Genomic DNA, 24,325 nt, shown 5'->3' with positions numbered 1-24,325 from the left:
ATGCGCCGGATTTTATCAGTATTGCTGGAGAACGAATCAGGCGCGCTGTCGCGTGTCGTTGGACTCTTTTCGCAACGCGGTTACAACATTGAAAGCCTGACCGTGGCCCCGACCGATGATCCAACCCTGTCACGCATGACCATTCAAACCATGGGTGACGCCAAGGTACTTGAGCAGATCGAAAAGCAACTGCACAAGCTGGTCGATGTGCTTCGCGTCACCGAGCTGGTTCAGGGCGCTCACGTTGAGCGAGAAATCATGCTGGTGAAGGTGCAGGCTTCTGGCTATGGCCGCGAAGAGGTGAAAAGATCCACCGAGATTTTCCGCGGGCAAATCGTTGATGTCACCGCAACGCTTTACACCGTTCAACTGGCGGGTACCAGCGATAAGCTTGACGCATTTCTGGCATCGATTCGTGATGTGGCGGAAATCGTTGAGGTGGCACGTTCCGGTGTTGTGGGTGTTTCGCGTGGCGATAAAGTGATGCGCTAAAAGTGCGCCCTTCCTATTCACAATGTTTTCACCCGTGATGTGACGCATTACTTGCAAAAGCCCAGCCTCAGGTTGGGCTTTTGTTTTTTCGCAAATGCTGAGCAGCTATTGTTCAGACTTCCCTTTCCAGGTGAAACGATTCGGTAAAACACCTTGCTCAGCAAGGTCTTCTGCGGTTAGATAACAGAAGTTTGATTAGTCATTTAATCATTCAGGACGCCTTACGTGCTGCCGGAATGGTTCTAATAGAGCAGGAAGCGCATTTGCTAGTTCAAATGACGGGCAATTCTAAGCTGGCCTGCATTCCATTTTATGAGCAATGAAAGGGGATTTCTGGGTGAAACTGGATGAAATCGCGAGGTTAGCGGGCGTTTCGCGTACCACCGCCAGTTATGTGATTAACGGCAAAGCGAAGCAGTATCGTGTCAGCGATAAGACAGTTGAAAAAGTGATGGCTGTCGTGAAGGAACATAACTACCATCCGAATGCTGTCGCAGCCGGTTTACGCGCCGGCAGAACCCGCTCTATAGGTTTGGTGATCCCAGATCTTGAAAATACCAGCTACACCAAAATTGCCAATTACCTCGAACGTCAGGCCCGACAGCGTGGTTATCAGTTGCTGATTGCCTGCTCAGAAGATCAACCTGATAACGAAATGCGTTGCGTGGAACATCTGCTGCAACGTCAGGTCGATGCGATCATCATTTCAACTTCATTGCCACCGGAACACCCATTTTATCAGCGCTGGAAGGATGATACTTTCCCGATCATTGCGCTGGACCGCGCCCTCGATCCTGAGCATTTCATCAGTGTGGTGGGTGCCGATCAAGAAGATGCCCTGATGCTGGCACAGGAGCTGCGTTCGTTCCCGGCTGAATCGGTTCTCTATCTTGGTGCTTTGCCCGAGCTTTCGGTCAGTTTCTTACGTGAGGCTGGATTCCGTCAGGCATGGGCTGAGGATGCCCGTGAACCGCAGTATCTTTATGCTAATGCCTACGATCGCGAATCCGCAGGCATCGCATTTGCCGAGTGGCTGAAAATCCATCCGATGCCGCAGGCGCTATTTACTACTTCATTCCAGCTCTTGCAGGGCGTTATGGATGTGACGCTTAAACAGCATGGACGTCTGCCGGTTGATTTGGTGATCGCCACTTTCGGTGACAATGAACTGCTCGATTTCCTCGATTGCCCGGTGCTGGCGGTCGCGCAGCGCCATCGCGATGTGGCTGAGAGGGTGCTGGAGTTGGTATTGGGCTGCCTTGATGAGCCGAAGAAACCGAAAGCTGGCCTGACCCGCATTCGCCGTAATCTGTTCCGCCGCGGGCGTTTAAGCCGTAGGTGATGCCAATAAAGAAAAAGAATATGACGGGCTTTCTTAAAGAGAGTCCGTCCCTTTACTTTTACGTTAACCTCTATTAATTTTCTAAAAGATGTCCAAAAAATAGCCCATAACTTTCCAGGGGGTATTTTAGGAGATATCTTAATGCCTGATTTATTAGCAAATGTTTTTCCGTCTTATTTCTCTGATATAAACTCATAAATCAATTTTAAAAATACGTTAATACCGGCTTTAAAAGTGCTGTAGAATTCATGCTGGCATTTAAATCTGGTTTATTAGCGTTCTTTGTCATATTTAGTCATATTAAAACCCGTTTAAAGGCTTGTAGCATGCGGCCTGGCAACCAGAGTCATGTCGTTTTAGCAGTCAGCGTCGAAAATGAAGCCAAAATTTCATTTCTACGAGAAATAGGTTAAGAAATCAGATATCGATGGCAGAAGAATATAAATAGCTAAATAATGTTCAATTTGACTTTTTTTTAATCATCATTATTTTTTCTACGAAATTTCCTCAACTAATCATGATGTTATTTTCTATTCCGCGACTAAAAACTCCTACCTCATTGCAATGCATCTTCCGGATGCTTGGTAAATATTGCCAAACCACCTCCGCTCTGGCTTGACAAGGTTTTAAAACCATCCGTAAACTCTTTCAAGTGGGAATTTGTGGAGGAAAGTGGTGATCATGGTCATAGAGGGGTAGATCGGTCATGTTTCGTGGCGCGACGATGGTTAACCTCGACAGTAAAGGGCGACTTGCAGTGCCCACCCGATATCGGGATTTACTGAGCGAAGAATCGCAAGGTCAAATGGTTTGCACCATAGACCTCCATCACCCGTGCCTCCTTCTTTACACCCTTCCTGAATGGGAAGTTATCGAACAAAAATTGTCCCGTCTGTCGAGTATGAACCCCGTTGAGCGCCGTATTCAGCGCCTACTTTTGGGGCATGCGAGTGAATGTCAGATGGATAACGCTGGGCGACTGCTAATCGCAACGACATTGCGTCAACACGCCGGGCTTGCCAAAGAAGTGATGCTGGTTGGGCAGTTCAATAAGTTTGAACTGTGGGATGAACAGACCTGGTATCAACAAGTTAAGGAAGACATTGACGCTGAACAGTCGTCTCAGGAACCGCTTTCTGCACGATTACAGGACTTGTCACTATAAGCATGGTTGAAAATTATAAGCACACATCCGTATTGCTGGATGAGGCCGTGAATGGGCTGAACATTCATCAGGATGGAATTTACATTGATGGAACTTTTGGCCGTGGCGGCCATTCGCGTCTGATTCTGTCCCAACTTGGGCCGGACGGACGTCTGCTTGCTGTCGATCGCGATCCTCAGGCCATTAAAGCCGCCGAAGCAATAGATGATTCACGCTTTTCCATTATTCATGGTCCATTCTCTGATTTGGCGCAATACGTTAAAGATCGCGGCCTTGAAGGCAAGATTGACGGCGTATTGTTGGATCTTGGTGTCTCCTCGCCGCAGTTAGACGATGCCGAACGCGGCTTTTCGTTTATGCGTGACGGGCCGCTGGATATGCGCATGGACCCCACGCGCGGTTACTCCGCCGCCGAATGGCTGATGAAAGCGGAAGAAGAAGATATTGCCTGGGTGTTAAAAACTTTTGGTGAAGAACGGTTTGCCAAGCGTATTGCACGCGCCATCGTTGAGCGCAATCGCGAGCAACCGATGACCCGCACCAAAGAGCTGGCGGATCTGATCGTCAATGCATCGCCGTTTCGCGAAAAACATAAGCACCCGGCGACCCGCAGTTTTCAGGCGATCCGCATTTACATCAACAGTGAGCTGGAAGAGATCGAACGCGCGCTGGATGGCGCACTTGAGATTCTGGCGACTGACGGACGTCTTTCGGTGATCAGCTTCCACTCGCTGGAAGACCGCATCGTTAAACGCTTTATTCGTCAGCATAGCCGTGGCGCACAAGTGCCCGCAGGCATACCGATGACTGAGGCGCAGATTGCTGAACTAGGCGGTCGTTCCCTTAGGCCTGTCGGGAAAATGAAGCCTTCTGATGCCGAAGTCTCTGAAAACCCGCGTGCACGTAGCTCAGTCTTACGGTTTGCCGAGAGAACGGCATCGTGATTGGTAATGAGCGGCATGGATTGGTTGGTGTTATCGCCAGTGACATTTTACGTAATGGCAAAATCCCGATGATTTTGCTGATTGCGGTTCTGGTGAGCGCCATTTTAGTCGTCACCACTTCTCACCGAACCCGTTTGCTGACGGCGCAAAGAGAACAGTTAGTGCTGGAAAGAGATGCGCTGGATATTGAGTGGCGCAACCTTATCCTTGAAGAGAATGCTCTCGGCGACCACAGCCGCGTAGAACGCATCGCAACGGAGAAATTGCAGATGCAACATGTTGATCCATCGAAAGAAAATATTGTGGTTCAACCCTAAAATGCTCATGGAGAAGATAAGCAACCGATGAAAGCAGCGCGCAAAACGAAGTTAAAACGTCCTGAAGATCAAGCCAGCTTTATCAGCTGGCGTTTTGCGTTGCTGTGCGGTTGTATTCTTCTCGCTCTGGTAGGGTTGATGCTGCGAGTGGCTTATCTGCAAGTTATCAACCCGGATCGTCTGGTCAAAGAGGGCGATCTGCGGTCACTGCGGGTGCAAACCATTGAAACATCACGCGGTATGATCACTGACCGTGCCGGAAGGCCTTTGGCGGTGAGCGTGCCGGTAAATGCTATCTGGGCCGATCCGAAAGAGATCCACGATCGCGGAGGTATCACAGTCGATACCCGCTGGAAAGCCTTATCCGATGCGTTAAATATTCCTCTCGATCAGCTTTCTGCCCGAATTAATGCCAACCCGAAAGGACGCTTTGTTTATTTGGCGCGTCAGGTCAATCCATCGATCGGTGAATATATCCATAAGCTGAAACTTCCCGGCATATCGTTGCGCCAGGAGTCCCGCCGTTATTATCCTGCCGGGCAGGTGACTGCGCATGTTATCGGCGTGACCAACATCGACAGTCAGGGTATTGAAGGAGTAGAGAAGAGTTTTGACCGCTGGCTAACTGGAAAACCGGGTGAACGTACCATCCGTAAAGACCGTTTTGGTCGCGTTATCGAAGATATATCTTCAGTTGATAGCCAGGCTGCGCACAATCTTGCACTCAGTATCGACGAACGTTTACAAGCGCTGGTCTATCGCGAATTGAGCAATGCTGTGGCGTTCAATAAAGCTGAATCAGGTACCGCAGTGCTGGTGGATGTACAGACCGGCGAAGTGCTGGCTATGGCAAACAGCCCTTCTTACAACCCGAACAATTTGCCTGATACGCCTAAAGAAGCCATGCGTAACCGCGCTATTACAGACATTTTCGAGCCAGGTTCCACCGTCAAACCTATGGTGGTCATGACTGCGCTTAAAAACGGAGTGGTGAAAGAGGGTAGCGTACTCAACACTTTGCCGTACTACATTAATGGTCACGAAATCAAAGATGTGGCCCGATACTCGGAGCTTTCAGTGACGGGTGTCTTACAGAAGTCGAGTAACGTCGGTGTATCAAAAATGGCGTTAGCGATGCCGTCCGCAGAGCTGGTAGATACTTACTCGCGATTCGGATTGGGAAAACCGACCAATTTGGGGCTGGTTGGAGAAAGCAGTGGCTTATACCCTAAAAAACAACGGTGGTCTGACATAGAGAGGGCCACCTTCTCTTTCGGCTACGGGCTAATGGTGACTCCTCTTCAGTTAGCGCGTGTCTATGCAACGATCGGCAGTATGGGGATTTATCGCCCATTGTCGATCACCAAGGTTGATCCTCCTGTTTCCGGTGAACGCATCTTCCCGGAACCGCTGGTACGCACCGTGGTTCACATGATGGAGAGCGTAGCCTTACCTGGAGGCGGTGGGGTCAAAGCCGCCATTAAGGGCTACCGTATTGCGATTAAAACCGGTACGGCGAAGAAAGTCGGTCCTGACGGTAAATATGTTAATCGTTACATCGCTTACACCGCTGGCGTAGCCCCAGCCAGCAATCCACGCTTTGCGCTTGTGGTGGTCATCAACGATCCCCAGGGCGGTAAATATTACGGTGGTGCTATTTCAGCACCAGTCTTCGGTGCCATCATGGGCGGCGTGCTGCGCACGATGAACATCGAACCTGATGCACTGACCGCCGGTGAAAATGACTCAATAGTTAACAATCAAAAAGAGGCTTCAGGTGGCAGATCGTAATTTGCGCGACCTATTGGCGCCCTGGGTGAGTGATACCCCGGATGTAGCGCTGAGAGAGTTGATTTTAGACAGCCGTGTTGCGGCTGCCGGAGATCTTTTCGTCGCGATTTCAGGCCATACAAGCGACGGACGTCGTTTTATTCCACAAGCCATTGCACAAGGCGTGGCTGCTGTGGTGGCCGAAGCTAAGGGTGAAAAAGAACATGGGGCGGTATGCCAGGTACACGGTGTGCCGGTTATCTATCTCGATAATCTTAACGTGTTGCTGTCGGAACTGGCAGGACGTTTCTACGCTGAGGCAGGCAAAGTATTACGCCTGGTTGGCGTGACCGGGACCAACGGAAAAACCACCACCACTCAGCTTCTGGCGCAATGGGCGCAATTGCTGGGGGAAACCGGTGCGGTGATGGGGACGGTGGGAAATGGTTTACTTGACCAGGTTATCCCTGCCGAAAATACCACTGGTTCTGCGGTACAAATTCAGCACGTGTTAGCTGACCTGGTACAACAGGGCGCAACCTTTGCCGCGATGGAAGTCTCGTCCCATGGGCTGGTTCAGCACCGCGTTGCGGCATTGCCATTCGCCGCAGCGGCATTTACCAACCTGAGCCGCGATCACCTCGACTACCACGGTGATATGCAAAATTACGAAGCGGCCAAATGGCAGCTTTTTGCCACGCATCAGGTGGGGCAAAAAATTATTAATGCTGATGACGAAGTAGGGCTGCGCTGGCTAGCAACATTGCCTGATGCGGTCGCGGTCAGCATGGAAGATAAAATACCAACCGGCTGGAAAGGGCGCTGGTTGAAAGCGCGCAGTGTGGATTATCACGATAGCGGCGCCAGCGTGGTCATCGAGTCCAACTGGGGCGAAGGTAAGCTTGAAAGCCGTCTTATGGGCGCATTCAACGTGAGTAATCTGCTGGTAGCACTGGCGACATTGCTGTCACTGGATTATCCATTAGCGCAACTGCTGTCAACTGCTTCCCAATTACAACCCGTTTGCGGGCGTATGGAAGTGTTCAACGCATCAGGTAAACCTACCGTGGTCGTCGATTACGCACACACACCGGACGCTTTGGAAAAAGCGCTGGCCGCTGCCCGCTTGCATTGCAAAGGGCAGTTGTGGTGCGTCTTTGGTTGCGGCGGCGATCGCGACAAAGGTAAGCGCCCACTTATGGGCGGTATCGCTGAGCAGTTCGCTGACCGGGTTATCGTCACCGATGACAACCCGCGTAGTGAAGAGCCGCGCGCCATTGTGGCCGACATCCTCTCTGGCTTGCTTGATGCTGGCCGTGCGCTGGAAATACATGGTCGTGCTGAAGCCGTGACCAACGCCATTATGCAGGCTGCTGAAGACGACGTCGTTTTGATCGCCGGTAAAGGGCATGAAGATTATCAACTGGTGGGTAACCAGCGTCTTGACTACTCAGACCGCGTTACCGCCGCCCGCTTGCTGGGGGTAATAGCATGATCCTCGTTTCTCTACAGACACTTGCCAGCGAACTTAATGCTGAGTTAATCGGTTGTGATACGCAGATTGATGTTGTTGTGACGGATACCCGCAAGGTCGAAGCAGGCTGCCTGTTCGTTGCCCTCAAAGGTGAGAAGTTTGACGCCCATGACTTCGCCTCTGATGCCATTACTGCTGGAGCAGGAGCATTGCTGGTAAGTAAGCGCTTACGGGTGGAGGTTCCACAGTTAGTGGTCGCTGATACCCGTATCGCATTAGGTCAACTCGGCGCTTGGGTTCGCCAGCAAGTTCCTGCCCGCATTGTCGGTCTTACCGGTTCATCCGGCAAAACTTCAGTAAAAGAGATGACTGCGGCTATTTTGCGGCAGTGTGGCAACGTGCTGTATACCGCGGGTAATTTCAATAATGACATCGGCGTGCCGTTAACGCTGTTGCGACTGACTGCCGGGCATGACTTTGCTGTGATCGAAATGGGCGCCAATCATCTGGGCGAAATCGCCTACACCACCGATCTGACAAGGCCGGAAACCGCGCTGGTCAATAACCTTTCCGCTGCCCACCTCGAAGGTTTTGGCTCTCTTGCGGGTGTTGCACAGGCCAAGGGTGAAATTTTCGAAGGCTTGCCAGCCGAAGGCGTTGCTATTCTCAATGCTGACAGCAATGACTGGCCTCACTGGCAGACTCACCTGAACAATAAAACCGTCTGGCGTTTCTCGCCGGACGCGGCTGATGGCGTTGATTTCTACGCAACAGATATTCGTCTTAGCCCGCTAAATACTGTATTTACTCTGCAATCACCGCAAGGTTCTGTGGATGTTTCTCTGCCATTACCGGGGCGTCACAACATTGCTAATGCGCTTGCCGCCGCTGCACTGGCGTTATCTGTGGGTGCCAGTCTGGTCGCTGTACGCGACGGTTTAGCTTCACTGCAAGCAGTGCCGGGGCGGTTGTTCCCTGTCTTATTAAGTGAAGGTAAAACCCTGCTTGATGACAGCTATAACGCTAACGTGGGTTCAATGACCGCCGCCGCGCAAACCCTTGCCGAGATGCCGGGCTATCGTGTGATGGCGGTGGGCGACATGGCTGAACTGGGAGCTGAAACTGAAAACTGCCACCGGCAAGTGGGTGAGGCTATTCGCGAAGCAGGGATCGACAAAGTCTTCAGTATTGGCCATGCAAGTCGCCTCATTAGTGGCGTGAGTGGCTGTGGGGAACATCTTCAAGATAAGGCAGCCCTGACAGCCCGCTTAACGCGCTTACTGTCAGAACATGCTGTCATTACCATTTTAATTAAAGGTTCACGTAGTGCCGCCATGGAGCAGGTAGTACGGGCGTTACAGGAGAATGCAACATGTTAGTTTGGCTGGCAGAACATTTGGTCAAATATTATTCCGGCTTCAACGTCTTTTCCTATTTGACGTTTCGCGCCATCGTCAGCCTGCTGACTGCTCTGTTCATCTCTTTGTGGATGGGGCCGCGCATGATTGCGCGTCTGCAGAAAATGTCGTTTGGTCAGGTTGTGCGTACCGATGGTCCTGAATCGCATTTCAGCAAACGCGGAACGCCAACCATGGGCGGTTTGATGATCCTTACCTCCATCACCATTTCGGTGCTGATGTGGGCATATCCATGGAACCCTTATGTATGGTGCGTTCTGTTTGTCCTGATTGGATATGGCATCGTCGGCTTTGTGGATGATTACCGCAAAGTGGTACGTAAAGACACTAAAGGTCTGATTGCCCGCTGGAAATATTTCTGGCAGTCGGTGATTGCGCTGGCGGCAGCTTTCGTTATGTACGCCATTGGGAAAGATACCCCCGCCACTGAGCTGGTGGTGCCGTTTTTCAAGGACATTATGCCGCAGTTGGGTTTGCTTTATATCTTGCTGAGCTATTTCGTGATTGTGGGCACCAGTAATGCCGTCAACCTGACCGATGGTCTGGATGGGCTGGCTATTATGCCTACTGTCTTCGTGGCGGGCGGTTTTGCCCTGGTGGCCTGGGCTACCGGTAATATGAACTTCGCTAGCTATCTACATATTCCTTACCTGCGTCACGCCGGTGAACTGGTGATTGTCTGTACAGCGATAGTGGGGGCAGGGCTGGGCTTCCTTTGGTTCAATACCTATCCGGCTCAGGTTTTTATGGGGGATGTCGGTTCGCTGGCATTGGGTGGCGCACTCGGCACCATTGCTGTGTTACTGCGGCAGGAATTCTTGTTGGTGATCATGGGCGGTGTATTCGTGGTTGAAACGCTCTCGGTCATCTTGCAGGTTGGGTCCTTTAAGTTACGTGGTCAGCGCATTTTCCGTATGGCGCCTATTCACCACCATTACGAACTTAAAGGCTGGCCGGAACCGCGCGTCATCGTGCGTTTCTGGATCATTTCGCTGATGCTGGTGCTGATTGGCCTGGCGACGCTGAAGGTACGGTAATTATGGCTGACTATCTGGGTAAAAAAGTGGTCATTATCGGGTTAGGCCTTACCGGGCTGTCCTGTATTGATTTCTTTGTGGCGCGCGGTGTAATACCGCGCGTTATTGATACCCGCGTCAGCCCGCCGGGTCTGGACAAACTGGCAGACAACATTGAGCGCCATCTAGGTTCGCTGAACGAAGACTGGCTGCTGGACGCTGATCTGATCGTTGCCAGTCCGGGGATGGCGCTGGCGACACCGACGCTGAACGCGGCGGTTGAAGCCGGTGTAGAAGTGCTGGGCGACATCGAACTGTTTTGCCGCGAAGTGCAGACACCTATTGTAGCGATCACTGGCTCAAACGGTAAGAGCACCGTCACCATGCTGGTGGGCGAAATGGCAAAAGCCGCAGGCTGGAAGGTTGGTGTCGGTGGAAATATCGGCTTGCCGGTTCTCAGCATGCTTGATCAAGAATACGAGTTGTATGTACTGGAGCTGTCCAGCTTCCAGCTCGAAACAACACACAGTCTTCGCGCCGCTGCTGCCACTATTCTGAATGTGACTGAAGATCATATGGATCGTTATCCGTTTGGATTGCAGCAGTACCGCGCTGCCAAATTAAAAGTCTATGAGAATGCCAAATTGTGTGTAGTCAACGCAGACGATGCTTTGACTATGCCAGTGCGAGGTGCAGATAAGCGCTGCGTCAGCTTCGGCGTAGACGTGGGGGATTACCACCTGACCCGCCAGCAAAATGATATCTGGTTGCGCGTGCACGGCGAGAAAGTTTTGAATACTAAAGAGATGCAGCTAACCGGCCGCCACAATTATACCAACGCGCTGGCCGCGCTGGCACTAGCCGATGCCGTAGGTATTCCTCAGTCTTCAAGTTTGCAAGCGCTCACTCATTTTAACGGTTTAGCCCACCGCTATCAGATTGCATGGCAGCATAACGGCGTGCGCTGGATTAACGATTCCAAAGCCACCAACGTCGGCAGCACAGAAGCGGCGCTCAATGGGATTCACGTTGAGGGAACGCTACATTTGCTGCTGGGCGGGGATGGGAAATCTGCCGATTTCTCTCCACTGGCGCGTTATCTGCAAGGCGACAATATTCGGATTTACTGTTTTGGCCATGACGGCGGTGAGTTGGCTGAACTGCGGCCTGAAGTTTCATCTACCTTTGAAACGATGGAGCAAGCCATGCGTGATATCAGCGTACACGTCTCTGCTGGCGATCTGGTGTTGTTGTCTCCGGCCTGCGCCAGCCTTGACCAGTTCCGCAATTTTGAGCAGCGTGGTGATGTGTTTAGCGCTCTGGCTAAGGAACTTGGCTGATGCGTATTCCCGGGTTCGGCCTGATAGGCAAATTTAACGATTGGGCGATGGGCATAAAAGATAACGATGCTCCTACGCTGGTGCTGTACGACCGTACATTGCTCTGGCTGACATTTGGGCTGGCCATCGTCGGTTTTGTCATGGTCACCTCGGCATCAATGCCGATTGGGCAACGTCTGGCTGATGATCCTTTCCTGTTCGCCAAGCGTGATGCGATTTACCTCGGACTGGCATTTGGTTTGTCACTGATAACGTTACGCGTCCCAATGAGCATTTGGCAACGTTACAGCAACGTGCTGCTGCTGCTCTCCATTGTGATGCTGCTGGTGGTGCTGGTAGTCGGTAGCTCAGTAAACGGTGCATCTCGTTGGATCGCCTTCGGCCCGCTGCGTATTCAGCCTGCTGAGTTTTCTAAGTTGTCGCTGTTTTGTTATTTGGCCAGTTATCTGGTCCGTAAGGTCGAAGAAGTTCGCAGCAATTTCTGGGGCTTCTGTAAGCCGATGGGTGTGATGGTCATTTTGGCGGTGTTGTTGCTGGCTCAGCCTGACCTAGGTACGGTTGTCGTTCTGTTTATCACGACACTCGCCATGCTGTTTTTAGCCGGTGCGAAAATGTGGCAGTTTTTGGCGATTATCGGCTCCGGTGGTTTCGCGGTTGCCCTGCTTATCGTGGCAGAGCCCTACCGTATGCGCAGGGTTACATCGTTCTGGAATCCGTGGGCGGATCCCTTCGGCAGTGGCTACCAATTAACCCAGTCGCTGATGGCGTTTGGCCGCGGTGAGTTCTGGGGCCAAGGCTTAGGTAACTCGGTGCAAAAGCTCGAGTATTTGCCCGAAGCACACACTGACTTTATCTTCTCTATTTTAGGTGAAGAGTTGGGGTATTTCGGTGTGGTCTTAGCGCTATTAATGGTATTCTTCGTCGCTTTTCGTGCTATGTCCATTGGCCGACGTGCGCTGGAGATTGATCAGCGCTTTTCCGGCTTTTTGGCCTGCTCAATTGGTGTGTGGTTTAGCTTCCAGGCACTGGTAAACGTCGGTGCTGCCGCCGGCATGTTACCGACCAAAGGCCTGACGCTGCCGCTGATCAGTTACGGTGGTTCAAGCCTGATTATTATGTCAACAGCCATCGTGCTGTTGCTGCGAGTTGATTTCGAAACGCGTCTGGCGAAAGCCCAAGCGTTTGTAAGGAGTGCCCGATGAGCGGCAATACCAAGCGTTTAATGGTGATGGCTGGCGGCACCGGCGGGCATGTTTTCCCCGGTCTGGCTGTTGCTCATCATCTTATGGCGCAAGGCTGGGAAGTGCGCTGGTTAGGTACTGCCGACAGAATGGAAGCGGATCTGGTTCCTAAAAATGGCATTGAGATTGATTTTATTCAGATCTCCGGTTTGCGTGGGAAAGGTCTGAAAGCGCAACTCACCGCTCCTCTTCGCATATATCATGCGTGGCGCCAGGCGAAAGTGATTATGCGCCGTTTCCAGCCCGATGTAGTGCTGGGTATGGGAGGGTATGTTTCTGGCCCGGGCGGGCTTGCAGCATGGTCATGTGGAATCCCGGTGGTGTTGCATGAACAGAATGGTATCGCAGGGCTAACTAATCGCTGGCTGTCGCGTATTGCCAAAACCGTTTTACAGGCTTTCCCCGGCGCATTTCCGAATGCGGCAGTGGTGGGAAATCCGGTACGTACTGATGTTTTGGCCTTGCCAGAGCCTGACTTACGTTTTGCCGATCGCCAGGGTGCTATTCGTGTTCTGGTGATTGGGGGCAGCCAAGGTGCCAGGATCTTAAACCAAACTATGCCGGAACTGGCATCTCTAATGGGCGACAAGATCACTCTGTGGCATCAGGTAGGTAAAGGTGCGCTGGAGTCAGTGAATCAGGCTTATCAGAAAGCGGGTCAAACTCAGCATAAAGTCACCGAATTTATTGAAGATATGGCGCAAGCCTATGCGTGGGCCGATGTAGTGGTTTGCCGCTCCGGGGCATTGACAGTCAGTGAGATCGCCGCTGCGGGATTACCCGCGATCTTTGTGCCTTTTCAGCATAAAGACCGGCAGCAATATTGGAATGCGTTGCCACTGGAAAAAGCCGGTGCTGCAAAAATTATTGAACAGGTGAATTTCAGTGCCGCGGCCGTTGCTGATGTGATGGCGGGCTGGGACAGGACTCATCTGCTGGAGATGGCGCTTGCCGCACGTGCGGTGGCCATTCCCGACGCCACTGAGCGAGTGGCTGCTGAAGTGGTTGCAGCCAGTAAAAAATGAATATGAACGGAGCGTCATAATCGCGCTCCGAGCCGTAAGCATCGGATTAATCAGTAACTGAAAATAGTGAATAAAAACGTGAATACACAACAATTGGCGAAACTGCGTACCTTCGTGCCCGAGATGCATCGCGTCCGGCACATTCACTTTGTTGGCATCGGTGGTGCCGGCATGGGTGGTATCGCCGAAGTGTTGGCAAATGAAGGCTATCAGATTAGCGGCTCAGACCTTGCTCCGAATGCAGTAACGCAGCAGCTGACCGCGCTGGGCGCACAGATTTATTTTAATCACCGCCCTGAGAATGTGCTGGATGCCAGTGTGGTGGTAGTGTCGACGGCTATTTCCGCCGATAACCCGGAGATCGTTGCGGCGCGCGAAGCGCGTATTCCGGTTATCCGTCGTGCTGAGATGCTGGCTGAACTCATGCGCTTTCGCCACGGTATTGCTGTAGCCGGAACGCACGGTAAAACCACGACTACTGCCATGGTCACCAGTATTTATGCAGAAGCCGGCCTGGATCCTACTTTTGTTAATGGTGGGTTGGTTAAAGCCGCGGGTACGCATGCACGACTGGGCTCAAGCCGGTTTCTGATTGCTGAAGCAGATGAAAGCGATGCGTCCTTCCTGCATCTGCAACCGATGGTGGCGATTGTGACCAACATTGAAGCGGACCACATGGATACGTATCAGGGTGACTTCGAGATACTGAAGCAGACCTTCATCAACTTCCTGCACAACCTGCCTTTTTATGGCCGTGCGGTGATGTGTATTGATGACCCGGTCATTCGCGAGCTGCTGCCGCGAGTAGGTCGCCATATTACCACCTATGGCTTTAGTGAAGACGCTGATGTGTTTATAGAAAGCTACCGTCAGGATGGTGCACAGGGGCACTTCACCATTCGCCGTCAGGACAAGCCGCTGATCAGCGTCACGTTGAACGCACCGGGCCGCCACAACGCCCTGAATGCGGCAGCCGCTGTTGCGGTCGCGACGGATGCAGGCATTGAAGACGATGCAATTTTAAACGCTCTGGCCGGTTTCCAGGGCACCGGGCGCCGGTTTGATTTCCTCGGCGAATATTCGCTTGAGAACGTGAATGCCAAAAGTGGTAGCGCCATGCTGGTGGATGACTACGGTCACCATCCGACAGAAGTTGATGCCACTATTAAAGCGGCGCGTGCAGGCTGGCCAGACAAACGTCTGGTGATGATTTTTCAACCGCACCGTTACACTCGTACCCGCGATTTATACGATGATTTTGCCAACGTGCTGTCGCAGGTAGACGTGCTGATCATGTTAGATGTTTATCCGGCGGGTGAAGCGCCGATTCCAGGGGCTGATAGCCGTTCGCTCTGCCGAACCATTCGTGCCCGCGGTAAGTTAGATCCGATTTTGGTTTCAGACATTGATGCCGTGCCGGAAAGTCTGGCACAAATCCTGGAAGGTGGCGATCTGGTGATGGTGCAGGGTGCCGGTAACATCGGCAAAGTGGCCCGTAAATTGGCTGATCAGAAATTACAGCCAGTGAAAAAAGGTGAAGAACATCATGTCTGAGAAAGTCGCAGTTTTATTTGGCGGTACTTCCGCAGAGCGCGATGTGTCATTGAACTCTGGTGCTGCCGTCGTCGCAGGCCTGAGAGAATCCGGTATTGACGCTCATGCTGTTGATACCAAAACCTTCGCGGTCACCCGCCTGAAAGAAGAAGGTTTCGAAAAAGTCTTTATTGCTTTGCACGGTCGCGGTGGTGAAGACGGCACGTTACAAGGCACGCTAGAACATCTGGGCCTGCCTTATACCGGCAGCGGCGTGATGGCTTCTGCGCTGGCTATGGATAAATTCCGCACCAAACTGGTGTGGCAAGCGTTGGGTTTACCGATTGCGCCTTTCGTTTTAGTGAATAAAAAACAGCTTGGCGAAGTAGGGCAGGGCGCTTTAGCTGAGAAAATCTTAGCTCTGGGTCTGCCGCTGATTGTTAAGCCAAGCCGCGAAGGCTCCAGCGTCGGCATGAGTAAAGTCACCGTGCAAGAAGAGCTGGTTCCTGCGCTGCTGGAAGGCTTTCTTCATGACGAGAATGTCTTGATTGAGCAGTGGCTGAGTGGCCCAGAGTATGCCGTGGCAGTGGTAGGTGATCAGGTATTACCTTCAATTCGCATTCAGCCAACTGGGTCTTTTTATGACTACCAGGCAAAGTATTTGTCTGATGAAACACAATATTTCTGCCCAAGCGGTTTAAGTGCTGAGCAGGAACAAGCGCTTTCAGAACTGGTAATACAAGCTTATCGTGCGCTGGATTGCAGCGGCTGGGGCCGCATTGATGTGATGCAAGACAGTAACGGCGGCTTCAATCTGCTTGAGGCGAATACGTCGCCTGGTATGACCAGCCACAGTCTGGTACCGATGGCGGCAAAACAGTTTGGGTTAAGTTTTCCACAGCTGGTGGCCCGGATATTGGAACTGGTTGACTGATATGTCTCAAGCGGCCCTGAATGCACGAGAGCGTGAAACGGCGGAGAACACCGGTCGGCGCAGTAACGGCAGCCAATTGGCGGGTGTCATTTTCCTGCTGATGGTACTGGGAACTATTTTATGGAGCGTGTGGGCAGTGATTGGCTGGATGCAGGATGCAAACCGATTGCCATTGTCCCAACTGGTGGTGACAGGTGAACGTCACTACACCACGAACGATGATATTCGTCAGGCTATTCTGGCTTTAGGTTCGCCGGGTACGTTCATGACCCAGGATGTAAACGTCATTCAGCAGCAGATTGAGCGCTTACCCTGGATAAAACAGGTCAGCGTTCGGAAGCAATGGCCGAACGAATTAAAGATCCATCTGGTGGAGTATGTGCCAGTCGCACATTGGAATGATTTGCACATGGTCGATGCTGACGGCAAATCATTCAGCATACCTGCCGAGCGAGTAGTCAAACAGAAAATGCCGTTGCTTTATGGTCCGGAAGGCAGCGAACAGGATGTTTTGCAAGGCTTTCAAACGATGAGCCAGACGCTTTCTGTCGCTAAGTTCACTTTGAAAGCGGTGACAATGAGTGCGCGTCACTCTTGGCAAGTCACTCTGGATAGCGATATCCGGCTGGAACTGGGAAGAGACGATCGAATGGGGCGTTTGCAACGTTTTATCGACCTTTATCCGAAACTCCAGCAACAGGCCGAAACCGATAAAACACGCATCAGTTATGTCGATTTACGTTACGACACCGGTGCGTCAGTAGGCTGGACACCAGAGTTTATCGATCAGCAAAACAGTAATCAGCAACAGAATCAGGCACAGGCTAAACAACAATGATCAAGTCGACGGACAGAAAACTGGTAGTTGGGCTGGAGATCGGTACGGCGAAGGTCGCCGCATTGGTAGGGGAAGTTCTGCCCGATGGCATGGTCAATATTATTGGCGTGGGAAGTTGCCCATCACGTGGTATGGATAAAGGCGGCGTGAATGACCTTGAATCAGTGGTGAAATGCGTACAGCGCGCCATTGATCAGGCAGAATTGATGGCAGATTGCCAAATTTCCTCTGTTTACCTTGCTTTGTCTGGTAAACATATCAGTTGTCAGAATGAAATAGGGATGGTTCCTATTTCAGAAGAGGAAGTAACACAGGAAGATGTAGAGAACGTAGTGCATACCGCTAAATCGGTTCGTGTTCGTGATGAGCACCGTGTACTGCACGTCATTCCTCAGGAATATGCCATTGATTATCAGGAAGGGATCAAAAATCCTGTCGGACTCTCGGGCGTGCGCATGCAGGCCAAGGTCCATTTGATCACCTGCCACAACGATATGGCGAAGAACATTGTTAAAGCCGTTGAACGTTGCGGATTGAAAGTCGACCAGCTTATTTTCGCAGGTCTGGCAGCCAGTTACGCGGTTTTGACTGAAGACGAGCGTGAATTAGGCGTATGTGTCGTCGATATTGGCGGCGGCACCATGGATATCGCTGTTTATACCGGCGGAGCGCTGCGACATACTAAAGTTATTCCTTATGCGGGTAACGTTGTGACCAGTGATATCGCCTATGCATTTGGCACACCACCTACAGATGCCGAAGCGATTAAAGTACGCCACGGTTGTGCGTTGGGTTCAATGGTTGGGAAAGACGAAAACGTCGAAGTGCCAAGTGTGGGAGGACGTCCTCCACGCAGTCTGCAACGTCAGACTTTGGCTGAAGTCATCGAGCCGCGCTACACCGAACTGCTGAATTTAGTTAATGATGAGATTTTGCAATTGCAGGAGCAGTTACGTCAGCAAGGCGTAAAACATCATCTGGCCGCCGGAATAGTATTGACGGGTGGTGCAGCACAAATTGATGGTCTGGCAGCTTGTGCGCAGCGGGTATTCCATACCCAGGTGCGTATAGGACAACCGCTGAACATCACCGGGCTGACAGATTATGCGCAGGAACCTTACTACTCAACTGCTGTAGGGCTACTGCACTATGGAAAAGAGTCTCACCTTAGCGGTGAGGCAGAAGTGGAAAAACGCACCTCAGTGGGCAACTGGTTCAAACGAATCAGCAGCTGGTTGAGAAAAGAGTTTTAATGTTTTAACAACGGGATCCTGCTGTCACTTATTGTGATCCCGAAGCGACAGGCACAAAACGGAGAGAAACTATGTTTGAACCTATGGAACTGACCAACGACGCGGTGATTAAAGTCATCGGCGTCGGCGGTGGCGGTGGTAATGCCGTCGAGCACATGGTGCGCGAACGCATCGAAGGTGTTGAATTCTTTGCCGTTAATACCGACGCGCAGGCGTTACGTAAAACGGCTGTAGGCCAGACTATCCAGATTGGTAGCGGTATTACCAAAGGTTTGGGTGCTGGTGCTAACCCAGAAGTAGGTCGCAATTCTGCTGAAGAAGACCGTGAAGCCCTACGCGCAGCACTCGAAGGCGCTGATATGGTCTTTATCGCAGCAGGTATGGGTGGCGGTACCGGTACCGGTGCAGCGCCTGTAGTGGCTGAAGTAGCAAAAGAGTTGGGTATTCTGACCGTCGCTGTCGTGACTAAGCCTTTCAATTTTGAAGGCAAAAAGCGTATGGCCTTTGCGGAGCAGGGTATTGCTGAGTTGTCCAAACACGTTGACTCCTTGATCACTATTCCTAATGACAAGCTGCTGAAAGTGTTAGGTCGCGGGATTTCTCTCCTTGACGCTTTCGGTGCGGCCAACGACGTCCTTAAAGGCGCAGTACAGGGGATTGCAGAACTGATCACCCGTCCTGGTCTGATGAACGTCGACTTTGCTGACGTGCGTACCGTGATGTCCGAAATGGGTTATGCCATGATGGGCTCTGGTGTGGCATGTGGTGAAGACCGTGCGGAAGAAGCAGCCGAAATGGCTATTTCCAGCCCATTGTTGGAAGACATCGATTTGTCCGGCGCCCGTGGCGTTCTGGTCAACATCACCGCCGGTTTCGATTTGCGTCTGGACGAGTTTGAGACAGTAGGTAACACCATTCGTGCTTTCGCTTCTGATAATGCGACCGTTGTTATCGGTACATCTCTTGACCCGGAAATGAATGACGAACTGCGTGTCACCGTGGTGGCAACGGGTATTGGCATGGACAAGCGTCCAGAGATCACTCTGGTCACTAACAAGCAAGCCAGCCAGCCAGTGATGGATCATCGTTATCAGCAGCACGGGCTGTCGCCTCTGCCGCAGGAAACCAAACCCGCAGCGAAGGTGGTTAATGATCCGAACACGCAATCAAACAAAGAGCCCGACTATCTGGACATCCCAGCCTTCCTGCGTAAGCAGGCAGACTAGTCCGAATTGTAGGGTCTCCGCTCTTTGTGCTAAACTATCCCTCCAACCTTCATGTAGTATTAGGAGGTTGGCAGGATAGATGGATAACATTGCGAGATAAAAACGATGATCAAACAGCGTACATTAAAACGTATCGTTCAGGCGACGGGCGTCGGTTTACATACCGGCAAGAAAGTCACCCTGACTCTGCGCCCTGCACCGGCCAATACCGGGGTCATCTATCGTCGCACTGACTTGAATCCACCGGTCGATTTCCCGGCAGATGCCAAATCCGTGCGTGATACTATGCTCTGTACTTGCCTGGTCAATGAGCATGACGTACGTATTTCTACGGTAGAGCACCTTAATGCGGCTCTGGCAGGTTTAGGCATCGATAACATCGTTATCGAAGTTGATGCGCCAGAAGTGCCGATTATGGACGGTAGCGCAGCACCTTTCGTCTATCTGTTGATGGATGCAGGGATTGAAGAATTGAATTGCGCCAAGAAATTCTTGCGCATCAAGCAAACGGTTCGTGTTGAGGACGGTGACAAGTGGGCCGAGTTTACGCCATTCAATGGCTTCTCTCTGGATTTCACTATCGACTTCAATCACCCGGCGATTGATTCTAGTTCTCAGCGTTACAAGATGAATTTCTCCGCAGAAGCATTTGTTCGTCAAATCAGCCGCGCACGTACTTTCGGCTTTATGCGTGATATCGAGTATCTGCAGTCACGTGGTTTGTGCCTTGGTGGCAGCTTTGATTGCGCGATTGTTGTGGATGATTACCGTGTGCTTAACGAAGATGGCTTGCGTTTTGAAGATGAGTTCGTTCGTCACAAAATGCTTGATGCCATTGGTGATTTGTTCATGTGTGGACATAATATTATTGGTGCGTTTACCGCATTCAAATCTGGTCACGCGCTGAACAACAAGTTACTGCAAGCGGTACTGGCTAAGCAGGAAGCCTGGGAATTAGTTACCTTCCAGGATGAAGCTGAAATGCCTCTGGCATTTAAAGCCCCTTCTACAGTATTGGCATAATCGGTATTGATATCATTATTTATTACGACTGGTTGTTTTGGCACTCTCTCCGGCCAAGCCTGCCAGTCGTTCTAATGCCTTTCTAAGTTTCTCAGGGCTTCGGCTTGCGAGTATCATCAATTCCTTCGCACTTTCTACACTCAGCTGTCTGAACGGTTTCTCACCGGACGTCGCTGTGCTTATCTGATCCTTAAACTGCGATACATTTTCCACTTTCACCATCAGCGAAGGATTAATCCTGATGTCGATTGATGACAATGATGGTAGAATTTGCGCTCGAAGTGCAGAGAGGAGTGCGGGTTGTTCATAGCGTAACCGCATCATCCAACTGGCGTTTGCTATCTCCAGCACTAAAACACCTTGTCGATAATTACCGACGCGACACCATGGTTTCATGGGCGCAGGCAATAAGCTCTTTACGGCGCGGTTAAGCTTTAATAATGCCGCAGCACGTTGCTGAACAAGTCGCAGCGGGCTTTTGTCCGCTGTAGAGGCATCATCGAACAGGACATCTAATAATTGTGGGCGACTATCGCGCATGACCGGCTCCGGCGGATTGTAAACTTGTGATTGGTATTCTAAATCGTTGGCGACAATTTGGCAGAAGGTATTTTTGGCCGCATCTCCTGTTGGGGATGGTCGCGGCTAGCCTCGGCGTGTCCACAAACCTGACGCAAACGGAACTGGCAACCGCACCGAATACGTCCTCAAGTTTAAACCGGCTGAGCATCGGGAGTACAGGGCTGACGAACCTCGCTCTGCTCCAGGCACATCGCAGGCCTGCTTTTGGGGTCGATTACTGGCAACAGCATGCACTTCGCACCGTAATTCGCCACCTTTCTTTTGCTCTGGCACCGCAGGTAGTTTATACCGCTACTCCTGAAATCATCATTCAGGAAGCTGAACCGCTGCATGTGCAGCAACTGGCATTACTGGTAACCCTCAACGCATTATTGACGCATGAGTCAAAACCTCCGGTCATCATCCGCCAGACGCAGCAACCGCAGATCCTTTCTACCCATCAGCACCAACCCGGTCTATGGCTGGCTCAGGTGCAAGGCATTCGTGCCGGCCCATTGTTTTTGAGTTAACACCCTCAGACTTCAAAGTTTTTTAATTTTTGTTCTATCAATAAATCAACAAAACAGTGGCCGATTTACGCGGCCTCAAAGAGATATTAAGCATTATGTTAACTAAATTATTGACCAAGGTTTTTGGTAGTCGTAACGATCGTACCCTGCGCCGTATGCGCAAAGTGGTCGATGTCATTAGCAGTTTGGAACCTGAAATCCAGCAACTGACGGATGAGCAGTTAAGAGCGAAGACGGATGAATTCCGCGCACGTCTGGAACAAGGCGAGATCCTTGAGAACCTTATCCCGGAAGCCTTTGCTGTTGTGCGTGAGTCGAGTAAGCGTGTGTTTGGCATGCGCCACTTTGATGTGCAACTGCTCGGCGGTATGGTGCTCAACGAACGGTGTATCGCAGAAATGCGTACGGGTGAAGGTAAAACTCTGACCGCGACCCTGCCAGCTTACCTCAATGCCCTGAGCGGAAAAGGCGTACACGTTGTGACCGTGAACGACTATCTGGCCCAGCGTGATGCTGAAAACAACCGTGACTTGTTTGAGTTCCTCGGGTTGACCATCGGTATCAACTTGCCAAATATGCCAGCCCCCGCCAAGCGGGCTGCGTATGCAGCGGACATCACTTACGGTACTAACAACGAATACGGTTTTGACTACCTGCGTGACAACATGGCGTTCAGCCCTGAAGAGCGCGTACAGCGTAAACTGCACTATGCACTGGTCGATGAAGTTGACTCCATTCTGATCGATGAAGCGCGAACGCCGCTGATCATCTCTGGTCCGGCTGAAGACAGCTCCGAGATGTATGTTCGCGTTAATAAACTGATCCCGAAACTTATCCGTCAGGAAAAAGAAGATACGGAAACCTTCCAGGGTGAAGGCCACTTCTCCGTGGATGAAAAATCGCGTCAGGTTCACCTTACTGAACGCGGGCTGGTGCTGATTGAAGAGTTGCTGATGGAAGCAGGTATCATGGACGATGGTGAATCACTCTATTCCCCATCAAACATCATGCTTATGCACCATGTTACTGCTGCATTGCGCGCCCATGTTCTGTTCACCCGTGACGTTGACTACATCGTAAAAGAGGGTGAGGTCATTATTGTCGATGAACATACTGGCCGTACTATGCAAGGGCGTCGTTGGTCTGATGGCCTGCATCAGGCGGTGGAAGCCAAAGAGGGCGTTGATATACAGAACGAAAACCAGACGCTGGCTTCTATTACTTTCCAGAACTATTTCCGTTTGTACGAAAAACTGGCCGGTATGACCGGTACCGCCGACACAGAAGCGTTCGAATTCAGCTCCATCTATAAACTCGATACCATCGTTGTTCCAACCAACCGCCCAATGGTGCGTAAAGATTTACCGGATCTGGTCTACATGACTGAAATGGAAAAAATCGGCGCTATCATCGAAGATATCCGCGAGCGGACAGCCAACGGTCAGCCAGTGTTGGTGGGTACTATTTCGATTGAAAAATCTGAAGTCGTTTCGCGTGAACTCGATAAAGCCGGTATTGCACACAGCGTACTGAATGCCAAGTTCCACGCCAAAGAAGCTGAAATCGTTTCTCAGGCAGGTCAGCCAAGTGCGGTGACCATTGCTACCAACATGGCTGGTCGTGGTACCGATATCGTGTTGGGCGGCAGTTGGCAGGTTGAGATTGAAGACCTGGGCGAAGACGTAACTGACGAACAAAAAGCTGAGATTAAAGCTGCCTGGCAGATCCGTCACGATGCCGTTCTTGCCTCGGGTGGTTTACACATCATCGGTACTGAGCGTCATGAATCTCGCCGTATCGATAACCAGCTTCGTGGCCGTGCCGGTCGTCAGGGTGATGCCGGTTCTTCCCGCTTCTACCTGTCAATGGAAGATGCCCTGATGCGTATCTTCGCGTCAGACCGCGTTTCCAGCATGATGCGTAAACTGGGTATGAAACCTGGCGAAGCGATTGAGCATCCTTGGGTGACCAAGGCCATTGCTAATGCGCAGCGCAAAGTTGAAGGCCGTAACTTTGATATTCGTAAACAGTTACTTGAATATGATGACGTTGCGAGCGATCAGCGCCGTGCTATTTATAGTCAACGTAACGAATTGCTCGACGTGTCTGACGTTAGCGAAACGATTCGCAGTATCCGTGAAGATGTGTTCAAAACCGTCATTGATAGCTATATTCCACCGCAGTCCCTAGAAGAAATGTGGGATGTGGAAGGGCTGGAACAGCGTCTTAAAAATGACTTTGAACTGGAGATGCCGATTGCCGAGTGGCTGGATAAAGAGCCAGAACTGCATGAAGAAACCCTGCGCGAGCGTATCCTGCAAAATGCTATGGAATCCTACGCCCGAAAAGAAGAAGTGGTTGGCATTGAAATGATGCGTAACTTTGAAAAAGGCGTGATGTTGCAAACGCTAGATTCATTGTGGAAAGAGCATCTGGCGGCTATGGACTACCTGCGTCAGGGTATTCACTTACGTGGTTATGCGCAGAAAGATCCAAAGCAAGAATACAAGCGCGAATCCTTCGCCATGTTTGCTGCCATGCTCGAGTCACTGAAATATGAAGTGGTCAGCGTACTCAGTAAAGTTCAGGTGCGTATGCCTGAAGAGGTTGAAGCGATGGAGCTTCAGCGTCGTGAGGAAGCTGAACGTCTGGCTAGTCAGCAGTATCTTAGCCACCAGGATCAGACCTCCCTTGAAGTAGAAGAAGCTGAACGTCTGGCCTCCGGCTCACAGGGCGATCGTAAAGTAGGGCGTAATGATCCCTGCCCATGTGGGTCTGGTAAGAAATACAAACAATGCCACGGCCGCTTGCAGAAGTAAGCTGCAGCTTTGGTAAGAGTATGAAATTGAAGGGCGGCTAATCACCGCCCTTTGTTTTTCCAAA

The 24,325-nt window shown here is 51.3% G+C and carries 21 protein-coding genes; 20 read left to right on the top strand and 1 reads right to left on the bottom strand.

Annotated features, from left to right (window positions below):
- The 18 genes from ilvN to lpxC all read left to right on the top strand — a co-directional run bounded on the left by ilvN (window position 1) and on the right by lpxC (window position 20,351).
- Window positions 1-492, top strand: coding sequence for an acetolactate synthase small subunit (gene ilvN, locus ACMV8I_RS11610; protein WP_498865379.1), 492 nt, complete (start codon window positions 1-3; stop codon window positions 490-492).
- A gap of 337 nt (window positions 493-829) precedes the next feature.
- Window positions 830-1,834 (top strand): catabolite repressor/activator, encoded by a 1,005-nt coding sequence (gene cra, locus ACMV8I_RS11605; RefSeq protein WP_498865378.1) that lies wholly within the window; start codon window positions 830-832, stop codon window positions 1,832-1,834.
- A 706-nt stretch (window positions 1,835-2,540) separates the two neighbouring features.
- Entirely contained in the window at window positions 2,541-2,999 is a 459-nt protein-coding gene (gene mraZ / locus ACMV8I_RS11600; RefSeq protein ID WP_498865377.1) for a division/cell wall cluster transcriptional repressor MraZ, read from the top strand.
- Window positions 3,000-3,001: 2 nt separating this feature from the next.
- Window positions 3,002-3,943, top strand: a complete 942-nt coding sequence (gene rsmH / locus ACMV8I_RS11595; protein ID WP_498865376.1) for a 16S rRNA (cytosine(1402)-N(4))-methyltransferase RsmH — start codon at window positions 3,002-3,004, stop codon at window positions 3,941-3,943.
- Window positions 3,940-4,260, top strand: a complete 321-nt coding sequence (gene ftsL / locus ACMV8I_RS11590; RefSeq protein WP_498865375.1) for a cell division protein FtsL — start codon at window positions 3,940-3,942, stop codon at window positions 4,258-4,260. The genes rsmH and ftsL overlap by 4 nt, the downstream gene beginning before the upstream one ends.
- Window positions 4,261-4,287: 27 nt before the next feature.
- Entirely contained in the window at window positions 4,288-6,051 is a 1,764-nt protein-coding gene (locus ACMV8I_RS11585; RefSeq protein ID WP_498865374.1) for a peptidoglycan glycosyltransferase FtsI, read from the top strand.
- Window positions 6,038-7,525 (top strand): UDP-N-acetylmuramoyl-L-alanyl-D-glutamate--2,6-diaminopimelate ligase, encoded by a 1,488-nt coding sequence (murE, locus tag ACMV8I_RS11580; protein WP_498865373.1) that lies wholly within the window; start codon window positions 6,038-6,040, stop codon window positions 7,523-7,525. Before ACMV8I_RS11585 ends, murE begins: the two co-directional genes overlap by 14 nt.
- Window positions 7,522-8,883, top strand: a complete 1,362-nt coding sequence (gene murF, locus ACMV8I_RS11575) for a UDP-N-acetylmuramoyl-tripeptide--D-alanyl-D-alanine ligase (protein WP_498865372.1) — start codon at window positions 7,522-7,524, stop codon at window positions 8,881-8,883. Before murE ends, murF begins: the two co-directional genes overlap by 4 nt.
- Window positions 8,877-9,959 carry a phospho-N-acetylmuramoyl-pentapeptide-transferase gene (gene mraY, locus ACMV8I_RS11570; protein ID WP_498865371.1) on the top strand — a complete coding sequence of 361 codons (1,083 nt, stop codon included), beginning with the start codon at window positions 8,877-8,879 and terminating at the stop codon, window positions 9,957-9,959. Before murF ends, mraY begins: the two co-directional genes overlap by 7 nt.
- A 2-nt stretch (window positions 9,960-9,961) precedes the next feature.
- Window positions 9,962-11,278 (top strand): UDP-N-acetylmuramoyl-L-alanine--D-glutamate ligase, encoded by a 1,317-nt coding sequence (gene murD, locus ACMV8I_RS11565; RefSeq protein ID WP_498865370.1) that lies wholly within the window; start codon window positions 9,962-9,964, stop codon window positions 11,276-11,278.
- Entirely contained in the window at window positions 11,278-12,480 is a 1,203-nt protein-coding gene (gene ftsW / locus ACMV8I_RS11560; protein ID WP_498865369.1) for a cell division protein FtsW, read from the top strand. The genes murD and ftsW overlap by 1 nt, the downstream gene beginning before the upstream one ends.
- Window positions 12,477-13,544, top strand: coding sequence for an undecaprenyldiphospho-muramoylpentapeptide beta-N-acetylglucosaminyltransferase (gene murG, locus ACMV8I_RS11555; RefSeq protein ID WP_498865368.1), 1,068 nt, complete (start codon window positions 12,477-12,479; stop codon window positions 13,542-13,544). The genes ftsW and murG overlap by 4 nt, the downstream gene beginning before the upstream one ends.
- 78 nt (window positions 13,545-13,622) lie before the next feature.
- Complete coding sequence (murC, locus tag ACMV8I_RS11550; protein WP_498865367.1) at window positions 13,623-15,098, top strand: UDP-N-acetylmuramate--L-alanine ligase; 1,476 nt, start codon at window positions 13,623-13,625, stop codon at window positions 15,096-15,098.
- A complete protein-coding gene (locus tag ACMV8I_RS11545) occupies window positions 15,091-16,011 on the top strand; it encodes a D-alanine--D-alanine ligase (RefSeq protein ID WP_498865366.1) in 921 nt (306 codons plus the stop codon). Before murC ends, ACMV8I_RS11545 begins: the two co-directional genes overlap by 8 nt.
- Window position 16,012: 1 nt before the next feature.
- Window positions 16,013-16,849, top strand: a complete 837-nt coding sequence (gene ftsQ, locus ACMV8I_RS11540; protein ID WP_498865365.1) for a cell division protein FtsQ — start codon at window positions 16,013-16,015, stop codon at window positions 16,847-16,849.
- Window positions 16,846-18,102: a cell division protein FtsA gene (gene ftsA, locus ACMV8I_RS11535; RefSeq protein ID WP_498865364.1), complete on the top strand. Its 1,257-nt coding sequence runs from the start codon at window positions 16,846-16,848 to the stop codon at window positions 18,100-18,102. The genes ftsQ and ftsA overlap by 4 nt, the downstream gene beginning before the upstream one ends.
- 71 nt (window positions 18,103-18,173) lie before the next feature.
- Complete coding sequence (ftsZ, locus tag ACMV8I_RS11530) at window positions 18,174-19,328, top strand: cell division protein FtsZ (RefSeq protein WP_497230926.1); 1,155 nt, start codon at window positions 18,174-18,176, stop codon at window positions 19,326-19,328.
- Between the two features lie 105 nt (window positions 19,329-19,433).
- Window positions 19,434-20,351, top strand: coding sequence for a UDP-3-O-acyl-N-acetylglucosamine deacetylase (gene lpxC / locus ACMV8I_RS11525; protein WP_498865363.1), 918 nt, complete (start codon window positions 19,434-19,436; stop codon window positions 20,349-20,351).
- A 15-nt stretch (window positions 20,352-20,366) separates the two neighbouring features.
- Here the strand turns inward: lpxC and ACMV8I_RS11520 are convergent, their stop codons facing one another.
- Complete coding sequence (locus ACMV8I_RS11520) at window positions 20,367-20,891, bottom strand: DUF721 domain-containing protein (RefSeq protein ID WP_498865362.1); 525 nt, start codon at window positions 20,889-20,891, stop codon at window positions 20,367-20,369.
- A gap of 26 nt (window positions 20,892-20,917) precedes the next feature.
- Here ACMV8I_RS11520 and secM point away from each other — a divergent pair, with 26 nt between their 5' ends.
- Window positions 20,918-21,442, top strand: coding sequence for a secA translation cis-regulator SecM (gene secM, locus ACMV8I_RS11515; RefSeq protein ID WP_498865361.1), 525 nt, complete (start codon window positions 20,918-20,920; stop codon window positions 21,440-21,442).
- Window positions 21,443-21,537: 95 nt separating this feature from the next.
- Window positions 21,538-24,261: a preprotein translocase subunit SecA gene (gene secA / locus ACMV8I_RS11510; protein ID WP_498865360.1), complete on the top strand. Its 2,724-nt coding sequence runs from the start codon at window positions 21,538-21,540 to the stop codon at window positions 24,259-24,261.
- The last annotated feature ends 64 nt before the right edge of the window (window positions 24,262-24,325 follow it).

The sequence above is a fragment of the Ewingella sp. S1.OA.A_B6 genome (genome assembly GCF_049889095.1).
In the GTDB taxonomy this organism is placed as follows: domain Bacteria; phylum Pseudomonadota; class Gammaproteobacteria; order Enterobacterales; family Enterobacteriaceae; genus Ewingella.
Note: the sequence above shows the minus strand (reverse complement) of the source record. Positions and strands in the feature narration are given on the sequence as shown.

What these genes read in the sequence shown, in the direction of transcription:
- ilvN (WP_498865379.1), top strand. Translation starts at nt 1, where the DNA reads ATGCGCCGGATTTTATCAGTATTGCTGGAGAACGAATCAGGCGCGCTG.
- mraZ (WP_498865377.1), top strand. Translation starts at nt 2,541, where the DNA reads ATGTTTCGTGGCGCGACGATGGTTAACCTCGACAGTAAAGGGCGACTT.
- rsmH (WP_498865376.1), top strand. Translation starts at nt 3,002, where the DNA reads ATGGTTGAAAATTATAAGCACACATCCGTATTGCTGGATGAGGCCGTG.
- ACMV8I_RS11585 (WP_498865374.1), top strand. Translation starts at nt 4,288, where the DNA reads ATGAAAGCAGCGCGCAAAACGAAGTTAAAACGTCCTGAAGATCAAGCC.
- murF (WP_498865372.1), top strand. Translation starts at nt 7,522, where the DNA reads ATGATCCTCGTTTCTCTACAGACACTTGCCAGCGAACTTAATGCTGAG.
- mraY (WP_498865371.1), top strand. Translation starts at nt 8,877, where the DNA reads ATGTTAGTTTGGCTGGCAGAACATTTGGTCAAATATTATTCCGGCTTC.
- murD (WP_498865370.1), top strand. Translation starts at nt 9,962, where the DNA reads ATGGCTGACTATCTGGGTAAAAAAGTGGTCATTATCGGGTTAGGCCTT.
- ftsW (WP_498865369.1), top strand. Translation starts at nt 11,278, where the DNA reads ATGCGTATTCCCGGGTTCGGCCTGATAGGCAAATTTAACGATTGGGCG.
- murG (WP_498865368.1), top strand. Translation starts at nt 12,477, where the DNA reads ATGAGCGGCAATACCAAGCGTTTAATGGTGATGGCTGGCGGCACCGGC.
- ACMV8I_RS11545 (WP_498865366.1), top strand. Translation starts at nt 15,091, where the DNA reads ATGTCTGAGAAAGTCGCAGTTTTATTTGGCGGTACTTCCGCAGAGCGC.
- ftsQ (WP_498865365.1), top strand. Translation starts at nt 16,013, where the DNA reads ATGTCTCAAGCGGCCCTGAATGCACGAGAGCGTGAAACGGCGGAGAAC.
- ftsA (WP_498865364.1), top strand. Translation starts at nt 16,846, where the DNA reads ATGATCAAGTCGACGGACAGAAAACTGGTAGTTGGGCTGGAGATCGGT.
- ftsZ (WP_497230926.1), top strand. Translation starts at nt 18,174, where the DNA reads ATGTTTGAACCTATGGAACTGACCAACGACGCGGTGATTAAAGTCATC.
- lpxC (WP_498865363.1), top strand. Translation starts at nt 19,434, where the DNA reads ATGATCAAACAGCGTACATTAAAACGTATCGTTCAGGCGACGGGCGTC.
- ACMV8I_RS11520 (WP_498865362.1), bottom strand. Translation starts at nt 20,891, where the DNA reads ATGCGCGATAGTCGCCCACAATTATTAGATGTCCTGTTCGATGATGCC.
- secA (WP_498865360.1), top strand. Translation starts at nt 21,538, where the DNA reads ATGTTAACTAAATTATTGACCAAGGTTTTTGGTAGTCGTAACGATCGT.